Here is a 16643-nt window from a genome sequence, read left to right on the forward strand (position 1 = left end):
TGATTCTCCTTTTATAGACCTGTTGTTTTAAATTTAAGGTGCTGAATCAGCACACCATCTATTGCAACTGAACCTAGATTCTTAGCAGTACCATCTACACCCTTAAATACAACACCTGTGGCATCCGTATGATCTTTGGCACGCAACATATTATTTGGCAAGCGTTCTACAGTACCAATTGCAATACTACTATGCGTCGCATTACGTCCTTGATACATCGCAGCACTGTCATTGACATTGGCTTTTAGCGGTGTGCCACAACTCACCACATTACAGGTAGAACCTGTAAATGCTGTAGAACCTAAATACCCACCCTTTCCATCTTCATAATTTTGATAAATTTTATTGTAAATTTCAGGAACATTCGGAATACGTGTTACTTCTAGCACAATATTATTGCCCTCAGAACCAACCACAAAAGGCTGATACATATTCCCTAAAACTAAATTGATATTCGGACTGTATAAATACAAACCCTCTGTATCATGAAAAACTGGTGCCAATGAACCATCTATTGCTGGTGTGACCGCCGTTCCATCCAAAGTATCTGATTTTGCTGCTGTACTAATGCGGATCCCTTTACTGTCTAAGTTTGAATCTGTGAAACTTAAATTCGCAGGATTATCATTGGTATTTAAACGCAATACACTTGCCATACCCAAGGTTTGATGATGATTTGGGTTATCCGAGTCTAAAGTCTGAAATATTCGGGTCTGTGAACCATTTAGACTTAAACCATTGGCAACAAACTGAGTGCGTAAACGGTGCTCTTTATCTAAACCCGATTTTGGTGCTCCAGTGCTCGGATCAACCTCTGCGCTTGATTTCAACTGACGCGAAAAAATATCAGTCCAAAAGCCCAATTTAATATTATTATCACTTTCAGTTGCTGTAGTAGTTGCGAGCGGTGCCTCAAGTGCCAAATAACCGACATCTTTTTCTACATTTTTAAATTGTTTGACTTTTTCTGTACCTGCACGGAATAACCATGGATTGTCTGCAGAACCCCAGTTAAAACCCTGATTGCTATAACGACTGCTTAAAGAGTTATCACTTTTAGATAATGCCAGACCATAAATAAAGACATCTGCTTTGGTTCTTAAAGATTGCACAGGAGAACCTAATGCAGCAATTTCCGCTGCCTGTTCAGCCGATTGTATAATTTGAGCATAAACTTCTGCCACAGCAGACTTGGCTGTATCTTCTGCAAGTTGACTCGCATTATATTTAGCCCGAATATCAGCCGATGCTGTTTCTTTGATTATTTCAGCCTGTATTAATGTGTCTACTTGTGAGCCAACTTGGTCTGCTCGAGTAAAGTTGCCAAGCCCTTTATAAAAATCAGAATTCAATAAATCATTATTAGCTTCTGCCGACCGTCTTCCATATAAAAGATCAAGCATCTCATAAGTGTTTGTAATAGCATATTCTTTAGCTTTTTTCTGATCTGTACCAATATTACTCAAAGAGTACGCTGTAGTCCCATCTTTTGCTAAACCTTCACCATCAGTATATAACCATCCATCCTTCCATCCCCAAGTACCATTACTATAGTCTGCAAGACGCTGATTGTAATAATTCTTGAGCGTCTCATTATTAAAAAAACCTTCACGAACATCAAATGTAAATGTTTCTTTTTTCGCGTCAACATCAGCTTCAATATTTTTAGTATATTCTTGATACAAAGTTGAATATTGATTTGTATAGGTTTGTTCATAAGTTGAACGGTAAGTTTCGTTATATTTATGCTCAGCCTTACCTTTTAAAACACTTTGATTATAAGTATTGTTATAAACCGTATGGTATGCACTTTCTGCCAACTGCACATAATTCTCCCCCGTCGGGATAATACGAATAAAGCCCGTATCATATTGACTAGGGTTTTCTAACCCACGTGCATAGCTCGACCCTGTAGATAGATCATTCGGTTGCTGAAACACCATTTTGAAGTCATCAAGGACTAAAGCAACCCCTTCGCCTGTGGTATTTGACAAAGAGTCATCGGAGAGTGCTTGTAAAGCATAACTCGGATTCGCCAAAAGTAAGCCTATCGCAGTGGCTAAGCAATGCTTACGAAAAGGGTAAGTAATTGCGTGTTCAGTCATCTCGACCTTCCTTTTATCTGATGCTCCGCATCTTTCTTTTATTTATCTATAGCTTGGCTATTTATTTGAGTGTTTTTATCCTTAAAAACGTGATTATGCCAAAGCATTCTCATATTTAATTATGCTGAATATTTATGCAAATGCAAAACAAACTGGCTAAACTGCACAGCTTTCCGATGAATGAAAAAAAGCGAGCACATTGGCTCGCTTCTTCAACAGAAAAATATGATAGATAGTTATTGCTTATGCTTTAGGCAAAGTCACGCCTGTCTGCCCTTGATATTTTCCACCACGGTCTTTGTACGAAGTTTCACAGACTTCATCTGATTCAAAGAACAGCATTTGTGCCACACCTTCACCCGCATAAATACGCGCAGGTAAGTTCGTGGTATTAGAAAACTCTAAAGTTACATGACCTTCCCACTCTGGTTCGAGTGGCGTGACATTCACAATAATACCGCAACGCGCATAGGTCGATTTACCTAAGCATACTGTCAATACATTGCGTGGAATACGGAAATATTCAACGGTACGCGCCAAGGCAAACGAGTTTGGCGGAATGATGCACACATCTGATTCAATATCGATAAAACTTTTTTCATCAAAGTTTTTTGGATCGACAATTGCTGAGTGAACATTGGTAAAGACTTTAAATTCACGTGCACAACGTACGTCATAACCATAGCTAGAAACACCATAAGAAATGAGTTTTTCGCCATTTTCATCAAAGCGAACTTGGTTTTCTGCATACGGTTCAATCATGCCGTGTTTTTCGCTCATTTCGCGAATCCAACGATCAGACTTAATTGCCATTTATTTTCTATCCAAAATATGAATGTTTAACTGTGCTGTACTTTAACTGAAATCTAAGTTAATGAAAACCAGCCGTTTCCCTCACATCGCTTTTTTAAGTGCAATGATTAGGGGCTGTTGACAATTCGTCTATGTTTGCGACAACGCATATTTTTTAGCTGATATAAGGCATGGGACAGGAAATTTAGTCATTCTAAATGACTGGCACATAACGCAATAGCAGCAAAAAATATGCTTGTCCCCTTGCGCAGCAAACAAAGCAATGCTTTGTTCTCGCTCATGTGGCTAAAACTTTCTCAGATTGCGTTATGAAACTTGGCAATAGACCCACTATTCCCTGCGTTTCATGCCTGATCTGCTCAGTTTTAGCCTACAGCGCAAGCCATTTATGAAATGTCAACAGACCCTATTTCCAGTAGATACAACTTTTAGATACAACGTTGGCTTTATAGACTCAACAAAGCCGAATAACTTAAAGGAATTGAAAAGCTCAGCAACACAATAGAAGCTGTTTTTTGTAGATTGCACTGATTGAGCCAGCTAATTTTATTTTTAGCGAGCACCGAACCAATAAATGTCCAGAAAAAAGCAATCGGCACGATTAAACATAAAAATGCCAACATGTGTGCCACATAATAGTCTGCTTTTACCCATGCAATCGTTGGGAAAATTGCAGAGGCAAACAACAAAGCTTTAGGATTCAATAAAGTCGCTAAAAATAGCTCACTCGCACGGATCGTAGGTTGATTAAAGCTTTGCTCGACTTTAGCCGTGCGCCATAATTTAATCGCCAAGAAAATAATATAGCCTGCACTGAATAATTTTAGAATGGTGGGCAATAATGGGAGATGGGTAGACACCGTACCAATTAAGGCACCCCAAAGTGTAATAGAGATCAAATAACCCAATGCTTCTGCTGGAATTAATCGGAAAGATTTGCGGATACCAACCTGAATACCCGATGATGCAAGCAAGGTATTGGTTGGCCCTGGTGTCAATAAAATTGTGATCACCAAACCGATAAAAAACCATGAAATCATGCATTGACCTCACTACTGAATGAGCGCAGATTAAAATAGTTCATTGCAATTGGCAAAAAGTATTTTGTAAGACAAATTTTTGATCAGTTCAATATTTTAAATTTATTATTTTCATTCAATTACTTATATAAAAAATACTTTTTAATTGAATGGTAACTTATAAGTCATTTTTTCTTAACCTTTTTAGGATATTTAGAGATTAAACACCATTAAATCAGATGCTTGTGTATTTTTTAATCAGAAAAAATAGCTCACCGAAGTGAGCCAAATTTTCAAAATATTGTGATTTAGCTTTTAAAGGTGAATCAGTCAAAATTTAAAGGATGATAACTTAATGACTGCAACTGCAATCATTCCAAGCTGAGATCCCTCACTAGAAAATACGATTCTGATCTTTTTCAGCTTTAGGCAGTTTTTTTGCAATTTGCTTGGCAATCGCAATGTAACTATCGGCAGCATCATCGCCTGCAATCACTGACGGCGTGCCTGCATCCACATTTTCACGAATACTGACATTCAATGGTAAACGTCCAAGCAACGGAATGTCATATTGTTCTGCCAGTTTATCGCCACCACCTTGACCAAAAATTTGTTCTTCGTAGCCGCAGTTTGAGCAGATATGGGTCGACATATTCTCAATTACGCCCATGACAGGGATTTGCACACGATTAAATAGTTCGATGCCTTTGACAGCATCCATTAAGGCAACATTTTGTGGTGTAGTCACAATCACCGCTCCCGTTACAGGAATACGCTGTGCAAGTGTCAATTGAATATCCCCCGTTCCTGGTGGCATATCAATCATCAACACATCTAAATCTGGCCATAAAGTTTGATTAAAGAGCTGCATTAATGCACCTGTGGCTTTTGGTCCACGCCACGCTACAGGTGTATTGTGGTCACCTGTTAAATGTCCGATGGATAACACAGGCATCCCAAAAGCATCCAATGGTACAAATTGCTCAGCTTCAATCATTGGAGTTTTGCCAGCATTGCCGAGCATGGTCGGAATACTTGGACCATAAATATCGGCATCCAATACGCCAACTTTTAAGCCGAGCTTTTGCAAAGCTAAAGCCAAATTTACTGTAGTGGTAGATTTTCCAACCCCGCCTTTGCCTGAAGATACCAAAATTACGTTTTGAATACGCGGATGTTTCGGCACATCGCGCTGTTGTGGCGCAGCTTTTTGAATCGGTGGATTATTCGGATCGGCTTCTTGCATTGAACTTTGACCTGCAGCATCGACTACTGGCGGTAAATGAGATGCTACGGTCTGTGTGGTCGATGTTGAGCAGCTTTCACCTTCAGCATGTTGATGCCCACAACTTTCTTTTTTCTGTCCCGTTTTCTGCTGAATCACATGCATATTCAGTTCTTTAATGCCGCATTTTTCTAAAGCATCGGCTAGCTCATCATGAATTTGTTGTAAATGTTGTTTTTCTTCAGGATAAGTATTGATGGTGATTTGCAGAATATCACCTTGCACATTCACTTGAGAAATACGGTCTTTTAAAGCATGTTCAGATTCAGGCAATACATAACTTTGTAGCACGTGCTGAATAGCTTCCTCATTCACCGTATGCGAAGGTGAAAAAACTGATTTAAGTGAAGAAAGCCAAGACATAGATTTACTCCAAAGTTTGGAAATACCGCGATTTTGATAGTGTAACGATAATTCAGTATAAGGTTAAGTCGTGCTTTCACTGAAATACTTAATTCTGAGTATATCAGTTGGTTTTCAACATGGTTTATCTTCAAATGCAGACCAACTCCTTGTTTAGATATTGTATTTAGCCTTCTAGGCGGATTTGAAAAGAATTCATGGAATCCCTTGTGCATCTATGTGCTATCTAAGGTAAAATTGCCCGAATTGCATCGTCCCTATTTGAGAGAGTTATATCCGTGCGTCAAATTTTAGTCACTAACGCCCTACCATACGCCAATGGTCCGATCCATATGGGTCACTTACTCGGTTATATCCAGGCAGATATCTGGGTTCGCGCCATGCGTGCAATGGGACATGACGTGACTTATGTCTGTGCGGATGATGCGCATGGTACAGCAATCATGCTGCGTGCCGAAGCCAACGGGATTAGCCCTGAACAGCAAATTGCCAATGTGCAACAAGAACACATTCGTGATTTTGACGGTTTTGGCGTGCATTTTGATCATTATGATTCAACGCATAGCAACACCAACCGCGCACGTGCCAGCGAAATTTATGTCAAAAACCGTGATGCGGGCAATATTGCTGTTCGTCCTGTCACGCAATTATTTGACCCTGAAAAAGGCATGTTCTTATCGGATCGTTTTATTAAAGGCACTTGCCCAAAATGTAAAGCGGAAGATCAATACGGCGATTCTTGCGAAGTTTGCGGTACAACCTATAACGCGACTGAGCTGATTAATCCAAAATCGACTTTGAGCGGTGCGACGCCTGTAGAAAAATCATCAGATCATTACTTCTTTAAATTGCCTAATTTTGGTGAATACTTACAAAAATGGACACGCGATGAAGGTCGTTTGCCAGTTTCGATCGCCAACAAATTAGATGAATGGTTTGAAAATGGCTTGAATGACTGGGATATTTCACGTGATGCACCATATTTTGGTTTTGAAATTCCAGACGCACCAAATAAATATTTTTATGTATGGGTTGATGCACCAATTGGTTATATGTCGAGTTTTGAAAACTACGTAAAAACCAAACGCCCTGACCTAAATTTTGACGATTATTGGAAAAAAGATTCAGACAAAGAAGTCTATCACTTCATTGGTAAAGACATCGTATATTTCCACGCTTTATTCTGGCCTGCAATGTTAGATGGTGCGGGTTATCGCACGCCTACAGGTTTATTTGTAAATGGTTTCTTGACTGTAAATGGTCAAAAAATGTCGAAATCTCGCGGCACATTTATTAAAGCAGAAACGTATTTACAGCATTTAAATCCTGAATATTTACGCTATTACTTTGCATCAAAACTGTCTGATAAAGTTGAAGACTCTGACTTAAATCTGGATGATTTTGTGCAGAAAGTAAACTCTGATCTTGTAGGTAAAGTGGTGAATATTGCCAGTCGTTGTGCCAAATTCATCAACACTAAATTTGATAACAAATTAAGTGCAAACTGCGCTGAACCTGAGTTAGTACAAAGCTTTATTGCTGCAGGTGACTCGATTGCCAAAGCATACGAAGAGCGTGAATTCTCTGCGGCAATTCGTGAAATTATGGCGCTTGCTGACCGCGCCAACCAATATATTGATGAGAAAAAGCCTTGGGCTTTAGCCAAAATTGAAAGCGAAGAACAGCAAGTTCATGACGTATGTTCTGTAGGGATTAACCTATTCCGTCAATTGGCGATTTATCTTGCGCCTGTACTGCCAACCTTGGCTGAACAAGTTCAAGCCTTCTTACAGTTAGATAGCTTTAACTTTGAATCACGTAAAACTGTTTTAGTCGGTCATGAAATTGCGTTGTTCCAACCACTCATGCAACGTGTTGATCCGAAAGCGGTAGCTGCAATGGTAGATGCATCTAAAGATTCTTTAGCCGCACCTGCTGAAGCACCAAAAACGGAAAAGAAAAAAGAAAAAGCCAAAGAGAAAAAAGCAGAACCTAAAGTCGGTGAAGCGGAAATTATCACCATTGATGACTTTGTCAAAATTGATTTACGTGTTGCAGAAGTTCTTGAAGTGGCTACGGTTGAAGGTTCTGACAAGCTCCTTCAATTGACTTTAAATGTTGGTGAAGCCGAGCCACGTAACGTGTTTAGCGGTATTCGTGAGTTCTACCAACCTGAAGACTTAAAAGGCAAATTGGTGGTAATGGTGGCGAACCTTGCACCACGTAAAATGCGTTTTGGTATTTCTAATGGGATGGTACTCGCTGCGGGTAATGGTGACGGCGTTTGGGTGGTTTCACCTGAAAGTGGTGCGAAACCGGGTGATAAAGTCAGCTAAGCTGTGAATTGAAAAATGCGCCGAAATGGCGCATTTTTCTTAAAAATATAATTATTTTATTGATTTCTAAATAATTCTAATTAAAATATCGCTGCTTTTATTTATTAAAATTATTTTAGGGGTATTTATGAAAAAAGTATTAGCAATCGCATTATCTTTATCGACACTTGCTTTCACTGGTTGTTCAGTACGTATGGCGGATATGACTGTCGCATCTACGAAAAACTATAACTTAAACTCAAATCAATTTGTAAAAGGTGAACGAGTTACAGGTGAAGATAAAGTACCTGTTGTATTATTTCCTTTAGGTATTCCAAACTTCAAAACAGCTGTAGATCGTGCAATTGAAAAAGATCGCTGTGCAGTTGCTTTATCTGATGTTGTTATTACTCAATTAAACCAAGCATTCATTGTAGGTCAAATTGGTTATCGCGTTGAAGGCACTCAAGTTATTGATCGCTCTCAACCAGAATGTAAAAAATAATATGTACTAAGTATAAATCCTCTCACCCTAGAGGGGATTTATACAAAAATCACTTCATCCCAAAAATTAATTTTAAGCCCAATACTGTCATGACCGCCCCTGCTGCACGGTCAAAAATAGCCTTAAACTTAATATAAGCCTGACGTGGTTTTTCTGCAGACAAAGCTACAGCAACCAATGAACACCAACCTGCATCAATAAAAAAACACAGAATTGGCAGCACCACATAAAAATAGTTCGGAATTTCTTTAGGCAACAAAGCTGTAAAAATACTCGCCAAGACAATTGCAATTTTAGGGTTAGATAACTGTGTAATTAAACCTGTGGTAAACGCACGGCGCAGTGACATTTGCTGTCCATCTGCAAGATTAGTTTGAATAGGCTCTTTGGCATGCTTCACAATTTTATAAGCCAAAAATAACAGATATAAACCACCGCAAATTTTAAGCAGCAAATATGCCGAAGGCACAGCCAATAAAATAGCCTGCAACCCCATCACCGCCAATAAACCAAAAATTGCTGCACCCGTACCTGTGCCTAAAGCCGTAAATAAACCATGTTTACGAGAAATGGCAATCGAATTTTTTGCCACATAAATAAAGGTAGGCCCAGGACTAATTGCCCCCAACATTAATGCCAAAGCAATAGAGCCTAAAATCAATAATGATTCCAAGATAGACCTCAAGATTAGAATAATTTTCAACTATTTATTTTACTTAAAAAACCATAATAGAAGATATAATTTTTTTGATTTATGTTTATAAATTTAAGGATTTTTCAAGCAATTTGATATTTAGTAAAAAACCAAAAATAGAGTAAAAACTCAATTTAATTTTAATATCAAACAGTTAAAACATAGCATATGAACAGTAAAATTTTATTGTGCATCCATTTTTTCTATTAAAGTTTTTTTCTGATAATAATTTATCATCGATTTTTAGCAGAACTTTCATATATTTTTAAAACACATAATCCCATAATAAAATTACGGCTTTAATTTTCTTTAGAACTACAACCGAGGCACATCAGATGCAAAATAAAAGACTGAAAACATTAGACCGCTCTAAATCACATCTTTGGATTGTAGGTGGAGGCATAGCTGGTATGGCTGCTGCTGCTTTTGCGATTCGTGATGCTAAAGTGCCAGCCGAACATATCCATATTTTAGAAGAATTGAATGTTTCTGGTGGTTCGATGGATGGTGGACATTATCCGCTTAATCCGAACCAAGCATGGGTCACACGTGGTGGACGTATGCTAACTGATGAGACTTATTTGTGTACTTGGGATTTATTTTCAAGCATCCCATCTTTAGAAAATCCAGACATTTCTGTTCGTGAAGAATGTCGTGAATTTAACGAACAAGTTAAAACCAATGCTCAAGCACGTTTGATCGACTCAAATCATATTATTGCAGAAGCTCAAAAATTGGGATTATCAACGCTCAACCGTGCTCAAATGTTACGTTTACTGGCATTAAAAGAAGATCGTATCGGTAGTCGCCGTATTGATGAATTTTTTGATGATGCATTTTTCCAAAGTAATTTTTGGCGGATGTGGCGAACCACGTTTGCCTTTCAAAAATGGCATAGCGCAGCGGAATTACGCCGTTATTTTCTACGTTTCATTCAAGAATTACCACGCATCCATACCTTAGCAGGTGTGAAACGAACTAAATACAATCAATATGATTCAATGATTCATCCTCTACAACGCTGGTTGGTGGAACAAGGCGTTGATGTTCGGTTCGGTAGTTATGTCACAGATGCAGACTTTGTCGAAGATGCCCAAACGAAGGAACGTAAGGCAACCCAACTTTATGTCAACATTCCAGAAGGCACTGAACAAATTCAACTGGGTGAGCATGATCTTGCGCTCTTTACTTTAGGTTCGATTACGGCTGATTCACGTTATGGCGATAAATTCGATGTTCCTGAGCTGATTCGTGATCGACAAGATCATGGCTGGCGTTTGTGGGAAACATTGGCTCAAAAAGCTCCTGATTTTGGTCGTCCAATGACCTTCTATGGCAACATTGATGAGCATAAATGGAAATCCTTTACGCTCACCATGCATGATGATGTGCTGCTAAAACGGATTATTGATTACACAGGAAATGAACCGGGTACAGGTGCACTCATGACTTGGTTTGAATCTGGTTGGCATCTATCTGTGGTCGTTCCAGCTCAACCGCATTTTGCTGACTTACCAGAAGGTAAATTCACCTTATGGGGTTATGGTTTTGAAATTGACCATATCGGCGATTACATTAAAAAACCGATGAGTGAAGCGACGGGTCAAGAGATTTTAATTGAGTTGATTCATCAACTTGGTTTCGATGACATCTTGGATCATGTGTTGGCACATACCGACATTACCACAGTAATGATGCCTTATGCTTCTGCCCTATTTGCATGTCGTAAAGCAGGTGATCGTCCATTGGTCATTCCAGAAAATGCGGTCAACTTTGCTTTCTTAGGTCAATTCGTAGAGCTTGAAGATGATGTGGTTTTTACTGTGGAATATTCCGTACGTTGTGCCATGATTGCCATTTATCAGCTCTTAGGTGTCGAACGTGAAATTCCAGAGATTTACAATGGTTTACTCGATCCTAAAGTTGGCTTAAATGCTTTGGAAGCAGTTTTTCATTAAATTTTAAAAAGCCATAGGGTAATTGCTGCCCTATGGTTATTCAACTTACTTTGATAAAACGATCTTTGTACACGACAAAAAAAGATAACTCATTGAAATAATGGCATAATACTTGTTTTCTGACGACGAATATGATGACACATTTCAATGAGTTACATCTCATCTTAAACAAATATCTAAAGTGGAACAAGTCACATGTAAAATGTTTTACACTGATTATGCTGGCATTAATTGTAAAAACAGACATGTAATCTTTCTTCTGCATCTAAAGCCTTACCCCTCACGTGCTTACCACAATCATTTTATCGATGTATACAACGCTTCTTTGCAGATCAGTATTTCGATTATCGTCAAATTTCTCAATTAATTTTCAATATATTTTTATTCGATAAAGTCCAATTAACTTTGGATAGAACCAACTGGAAATGGGGAAAACGAGATATCACTATCTTGATGTTAGCCATCGTCTATCGTGGAATAGCGATAACTATTGTTTGGACATTGCTCAATGAACCAGGCCATGTGGAACAGATTTCCCCCGCTGCGGGTTCAGAGTTCAGTGTACTTAAACCTGACAATCCCACAGTAAATTTTACCAAAGTCGTTCAACGTATAGCGGTACGTATCACCATTGATCCGAATCAAAAAGGGATCGAAAATCTACGCCCTGGTATGTCGGTAATCACGTCGGTGGATACCGACTCATAAACCAACACTGACATTCTCAATCAAATACATTTACAATGTGGTCAAATTCATTTCTCGTTCGCAAAAAATGTTTGATCACATTGCTTTTCCTACCCCTTATCAAACATTAGAACTTCCCCAGCCTGTTCAACTAACCATCAAACGCCTTGATCAGATTCATCCCCAGATTTCGGGCAACAAGTTTTTTAAACTTAAATACAACCTCTTGGCAGCACAACAGCAAGGTTTTTCTCAAGTCCTCACTTTTGGCGGTGCATTTTCCAATCATATTGCAGCAACGGCTTATGCAGCTCAACGCTTTGGCTTTCAAAGTATTGGCATCATTCGTGGTCAAGAACTTGCGACCCAAGACTTAAATCCTACCCTACAAACAGCGCAAGATTTTGGCATGCAACTGCATTTTGTTAGCCGAGCCGAATATCGTCTGCGCCATGAAGTGGAATATTTACAACAACTTCAACAGCAATATCCTCAAGCCTTTATTATTCCAGAGGGTGGAAGCAATTCCCTTGCCATTCAAGGGACACAGGAAATCCTCTCCCCTGATGATTTAGAAAATTATGACGTAATTTGTTGTGCTGTGGGTACTGGTGGAACAATTGTGGGCATCATTGAAAGTAGCTCGGAACAACAGCAAGTTTTAGGATTTTCAGCCTTGAAAGGTGATTTTCTCAAACAGGACATTCAACAATGGACCGATAAAAGCAATTGGTCTTTAACCGATGCCTATTGTGGTGGCGGCTATGCCAAAACTACACCTGAATTATTGAAATTTATTCAAAATTTTGAGCAAAAATATCAAATTCCACTCGAACACATTTATACAGGTAAAATGATGATGGGACTTCTTGATTTAATCCAGCACAATCATTTCCCTGCCCACACTCGAATCCTGGCCATTCATACAGGTGGGTTGCAAGGAAAGCTTAAAACATATTAAAACCCCCACAAATCTTTTATAATTGCTCGCTTTTCGTCTACCGAGTAATACTCATGGTTCATCAGGTTGATGTTGTTGTTTTAGGTGCAGGTGCATCAGGCTTGATGTTGGCTGCAGAGGCTGGTAAACGTGGGCGTTCGGTTGTGGTACTGGAAAAAGCCAATAAAGTGGGCAAAAAAATTCTGATGTCGGGTGGTGGTAAATGTAACTTTACCAACTTAGAAGTCGAGCCAAACCATTATATTTCACATAATCCACACTTTGTCATTTCTGCACTCACCCGTTATACCAATTGGGATTTTATTGGTTTAGTCTGCGAATACGGCATTGAATATGAAGAACGCAAACACGGACAATTATTCACTTTAAACGGCGCTAAAGAAATTTTAGCCATGCTCTTAGCCGAATGTGAAAAAACCAAATTGGTCGATATTCAAACCAATTGTGAAGTCAAAGCCGTGAATGCGGTAGATGATCAAGGTTTTCAAATTGCAACGACTTTGGGTTATTTCCAAGCAAGCGCTGTCGTCGTAGCAACTGGCGGTTTATCTATTCCAACTTTAGGTGGCTCTGGAATTGGCTATGAAATTGCCAAACAATTTGGTCATCGTGTTTACCCGACCCGTGCAGGTTTAGTGCCTTTTACCTTCTCAGACAGCTTTAAAGAAGTCACTACACGTTTAAGCGGTAATGCGGTGGATGCGACTTTATCAAATTCATTGACTAGTTTTACCGAAGCATTGCTATTCACCCATCGCGGTTTGAGTGGGCCGAGTGCCTTACAGCTTTCTAATTATTGGGATGTCGGACAAAGTTTTAAAATTAACTTTTTACCTTACTTAGAACTCTATGACTTTTTTAAAAATAAAAAGCAAAGCAGTCCTAAAGTTTTACTGCGCACCATACTCAGCGAGCATCTGCCAAAAAGTGTAGTGGCTGAATTACAGCAACTGATTTGGCCTGCACTCTCTGAAACGGCAATTGGCAATATCAGTGATGAAAAGCTAGAACAAATTGCCGCGCGTTTAAATGCCTTTGAAGTCAAACCATCGGGTACAGAAGGTTATCGTACTGCCGAAGTTACTTTAGGTGGTATAGATACGCAAGAAGTGTCTTCAAAAACCATGGAAAGTAAAAAACAAAAAGGCCTGTATTTTGTTGGTGAGGTTTTAGATGTGACAGGACATTTAGGTGGCTATAACTTTCAATGGGCATGGTCATCTGCACATGCAGCATCGGAGTATGTTTAAGTTCGCTTTTAGATGAAACACTTAAATAAAAGTATGTGATAGCAATGCTTCGAGTCTAAATGAATCAATATTGATCTTGCGAATCAAATTATAAATAACAAAAGCCAGTTTTTTCTAAACTGGCTTTTTCTTTAACACCGTCACGTACTATAAAGACTTAGCAATACGTGAATCCTGTTATTTTATTCTAAATAATCGGTACGAAATAATACCAATTTTGGCGTATTTGCCAAACGTGATTCAGTTTGCTGCATTTTAAGCACAGCATTTTGTTGATGCATAGGTAACGAATTTGCCACTTGAACTTTTAAACTGATACGTAATTTGTTTAGCATATTGATTTCTCTCATTATTGTCATCCTTGCGCGAATTTTAAGACTCAAATATTTCAGCTTGGTTAAAACCCAAGTTTTTTATTTTTCCCTTAAACCCTCATCAAGCTTTCCAAGCTATTGATCTGATTTATCCAAATCAGTCTTTGGCTCATTCCTGCCAAAGTTGATTAATTTTTAACATAATTTAAGAGCTTGGTCTATCCTCTTTTGGATGATTTTTCTCAACATTTTCAGTTGGTTTTGCGGTGGCTTCTGGCTTGGCAAAAACAAATTTATAGGCTGCAACAAAAAAGCCGATGGTGATGCCAGCAATCACGATTGGGGCAAAAAACTTATCGGGTGCTGATTTGGACATTATCGTTTCCTCTTTTTTAATGAATACCGAAAAGAAATCGACCAATACGGTGATTGGTCGATCATCTTAGCGATTCAAATCAAAATTTGAACAGGTTATTTCGGGTCATTTTTTGGATGTTCATCGACATCTGGTTCAGCCTCACCTGTCGAACCAAATGGGTTGTTGACTGGTGGATGTTCAGGATCAACCTTTAACGTATCTGGCACTGCATGATCAGTTGCCGCTTCAGGTGTTGTAGTCACATCACTTACAGACGCTTGCGGCTGCTCAGATACAATAGGTGTCATCACACTTGATGCTGACGTTGCCGTTTCTGTCTTGTGCAAAGGATTCGGTTGATTTGCCTCACGTTTAGCTTTATCAATCAAATCAGTTAACACACGCTCTGCAGGTTGACGACCACCTAAACCAAAGGCAAGTGCGAAAGCCACTGCAACAGAACCGAGGGTTAAACCAAAAGCCAAGTTCACAATCGAGTCTGCAATACCCATCGCGCGTAAGCCCATGGCAACCACCAAGCCCATAATTAAAATACGGACTAAGTTTGCCAACCAACGCGAGCTGTTATATTCACCGCGCTGTACCACTTTGGCAACCAAATTCGCAAGCCAGAAACCCACCACCAAAATGACAGCACCCAACAGGATATCTGCACTAAATTGGATAAACATGGCAATCAAGCCGCTGACTTGATCAAAGCCCAAACGGTTCGCCGCTTCAGATACCGCAAATAGCATGGTAAAGAATACGATCAGATAACCAAGCACACATGAAATTTTAGTCGTACCTAAAAAGCGCTGTAAGTCGAGTTTGGCAGGAATATCATCGACTCCTGTGCCTGCAACCACTTCCACCACAATATTGGCTACAAAACGCGACACCACATAAGCCAAAATAAGAATCAGACCTGCCGCAATAATATGCGGGATCGCATTCATAATTTCATACAACATGGCAGTCGCAGGCTGAGAAATAGCTTCAATGCCAAGTGCCTCAAAACCAATAATCAAGGCTGTGATGATCACCAAGGCGAAAACAAACGAACCGAGTAATTTAGGTAAATTTGAATTTTTGAAGATGCCAACTTTTTCAGCATGCTGTTGAATATTCAAGCTACCCAATAAACCTTCGACAATGCCACGAACAATTTTTGCCAGAATGTATCCTACAAAAACAATCACACCTGCAATGAAGATGTTCGGTAAATACAGCACAACTTCATTCACCATGTTTTGCACAGGGAACAACAGACCGTTTAAGCCTAAAATTGACAGCACAATTGGCAAGAACAGCAATAAAATCAGCCAATAAACAATTTCACTGATATTTTGACTTAAGCCACTCACACCCACATCGGCGCTGAGTTTTTCATCCAACTGAGTACGTGCCAACAGTTTTTGCATCCCCACTTTGACCAGATTTGCCAAAATCCACCCAATAAAAGCAACGGCTACAGCAGCCAGTAAAGAAGGAATAAACAGTAAGAACTGCTGAATCATATTACTGAATGGCCCACTGACACTGGTCAGATTCAACACATTCAGCGCACCAATGACCGCAATAATTAAAATCACCCAAAACACGACCCGCGACACAATCACTTCAATATTTGAACGATGCCCCGTTGCATTTGATAGTTTATGATCCGTACCCAATTTTTGTAGGACTTTTTTAACCCCTCCAGCCACGAGTAACGCCACAACCCATCCTATCAGCAATATTGCAACAGCCGCCAGAATCGGCTGAAATTGCTCCAAATAATACATGGCTTCAAAACCTCTACCATGTAGGTTGTCATTTAAGTAATCATTCATCTTATTTAATCCTCATGGTGTTTAGCTTCATTTTTTGGTTTGCGCCGCAGCGCAAAACTGCTTTTTATCGATTCAAATTATTGAGTAAAGCTCTACCCACCATAGAATTTGCATATTTTTTATTCAACCTTGGGATGCAGAATCGCAACAATTCTACAAAGGAGGGACAATAAACCTTGTG

The 16643-nt window shown here is 39.3% G+C and carries 13 protein-coding genes and 2 pseudogenes; 7 read left to right on the plus strand and 8 right to left on the minus strand.

Features of this window, described 5'->3' with window-relative positions:
- Window positions 1-11: 11 nt before the first annotated feature.
- From ACEO2X_RS02115 to apbC, 4 genes are all read right to left on the minus strand, one after another.
- Window positions 12-2105, minus strand: coding sequence for a hypothetical protein (locus ACEO2X_RS02115; RefSeq protein WP_225530555.1), 2094 nt, complete (start codon window positions 2103-2105; stop codon window positions 12-14).
- Window positions 2106-2348: 243 nt separating this feature from the next.
- A complete protein-coding gene (dcd, locus tag ACEO2X_RS02120; RefSeq protein WP_004975507.1) occupies window positions 2349-2918 on the minus strand; it encodes a dCTP deaminase in 570 nt (189 codons plus the stop codon).
- A gap of 446 nt (window positions 2919-3364) precedes the next feature.
- Window positions 3365-3958, minus strand: coding sequence for a LysE family translocator (locus tag ACEO2X_RS02125; protein ID WP_004975506.1), 594 nt, complete (start codon window positions 3956-3958; stop codon window positions 3365-3367).
- Window positions 3959-4331: 373 nt separating this feature from the next.
- Complete coding sequence (apbC, locus tag ACEO2X_RS02130) at window positions 4332-5585, minus strand: iron-sulfur cluster carrier protein ApbC (RefSeq protein WP_096901454.1); 1254 nt, start codon at window positions 5583-5585, stop codon at window positions 4332-4334.
- Between the two features lie 278 nt (window positions 5586-5863).
- Here apbC and metG point away from each other — a divergent pair, with 278 nt between their 5' ends.
- Window positions 5864-7921 (plus strand): methionine--tRNA ligase, encoded by a 2058-nt coding sequence (gene metG, locus ACEO2X_RS02135; protein ID WP_371971002.1) that lies wholly within the window; start codon window positions 5864-5866, stop codon window positions 7919-7921.
- A 127-nt stretch (window positions 7922-8048) separates the two neighbouring features.
- Entirely contained in the window at window positions 8049-8405 is a 357-nt protein-coding gene (locus ACEO2X_RS02140) for a hypothetical protein (RefSeq protein WP_136144675.1), read from the plus strand.
- 49 nt (window positions 8406-8454) lie between these two features.
- Here ACEO2X_RS02140 and ACEO2X_RS02145 read toward each other — a convergent pair whose 3' ends face one another.
- Entirely contained in the window at window positions 8455-9078 is a 624-nt protein-coding gene (locus tag ACEO2X_RS02145) for a LysE family translocator (protein ID WP_180064456.1), read from the minus strand.
- Between the two features lie 356 nt (window positions 9079-9434).
- On the opposite strand from ACEO2X_RS02145, the gene ACEO2X_RS02150 reads away from it, so the two are divergent.
- The 5 genes and pseudogenes from ACEO2X_RS02150 (at window position 9435) to ACEO2X_RS02170 (ending at window position 13955) form a co-directional block, all read left to right on the plus strand.
- Window positions 9435-11057, plus strand: coding sequence for an oleate hydratase (locus ACEO2X_RS02150; protein WP_371971003.1), 1623 nt, complete (start codon window positions 9435-9437; stop codon window positions 11055-11057).
- Between the two features lie 134 nt (window positions 11058-11191).
- Window positions 11192-11579: pseudogene (locus ACEO2X_RS02155) on the plus strand (IS4 family transposase); the annotation flags it as partial.
- Window positions 11574-11765: pseudogene (locus ACEO2X_RS02160) on the plus strand (HlyD family secretion protein); the annotation flags it as partial. The pseudogenes ACEO2X_RS02155 and ACEO2X_RS02160, both read left to right, overlap by 6 nt.
- A 67-nt stretch (window positions 11766-11832) precedes the next feature.
- Window positions 11833-12705, plus strand: coding sequence for a 1-aminocyclopropane-1-carboxylate deaminase/D-cysteine desulfhydrase (locus tag ACEO2X_RS02165; RefSeq protein ID WP_371971004.1), 873 nt, complete (start codon window positions 11833-11835; stop codon window positions 12703-12705).
- 53 nt (window positions 12706-12758) lie between these two features.
- Window positions 12759-13955 carry an NAD(P)/FAD-dependent oxidoreductase gene (locus ACEO2X_RS02170; RefSeq protein ID WP_371971005.1) on the plus strand — a complete coding sequence of 399 codons (1197 nt, stop codon included), beginning with the start codon at window positions 12759-12761 and terminating at the stop codon, window positions 13953-13955.
- A gap of 182 nt (window positions 13956-14137) precedes the next feature.
- Here ACEO2X_RS02170 and ACEO2X_RS02175 read toward each other — a convergent pair whose 3' ends face one another.
- The 3 genes from ACEO2X_RS02175 to ACEO2X_RS02185 all read right to left on the minus strand — a co-directional run bounded on the left by ACEO2X_RS02175 (window position 14138) and on the right by ACEO2X_RS02185 (window position 16462).
- Complete coding sequence (locus tag ACEO2X_RS02175; protein WP_004975492.1) at window positions 14138-14305, minus strand: hypothetical protein; 168 nt, start codon at window positions 14303-14305, stop codon at window positions 14138-14140.
- Window positions 14306-14474: 169 nt separating this feature from the next.
- On the minus strand, window positions 14475-14645 hold the full coding sequence (locus ACEO2X_RS02180) for a hypothetical protein (protein WP_004975491.1): 171 nt from the start codon (window positions 14643-14645) through the stop codon (window positions 14475-14477).
- Window positions 14646-14740: 95 nt separating this feature from the next.
- Entirely contained in the window at window positions 14741-16462 is a 1722-nt protein-coding gene (locus tag ACEO2X_RS02185) for a mechanosensitive ion channel (RefSeq protein WP_371971006.1), read from the minus strand.
- Window positions 16463-16643: the final 181 nt, after the last annotated feature.

The organism is Acinetobacter sp. AL9, assembly GCF_041464035.1.
GTDB lineage: Bacteria > Pseudomonadota > Gammaproteobacteria > Pseudomonadales > Moraxellaceae > Acinetobacter > Acinetobacter towneri.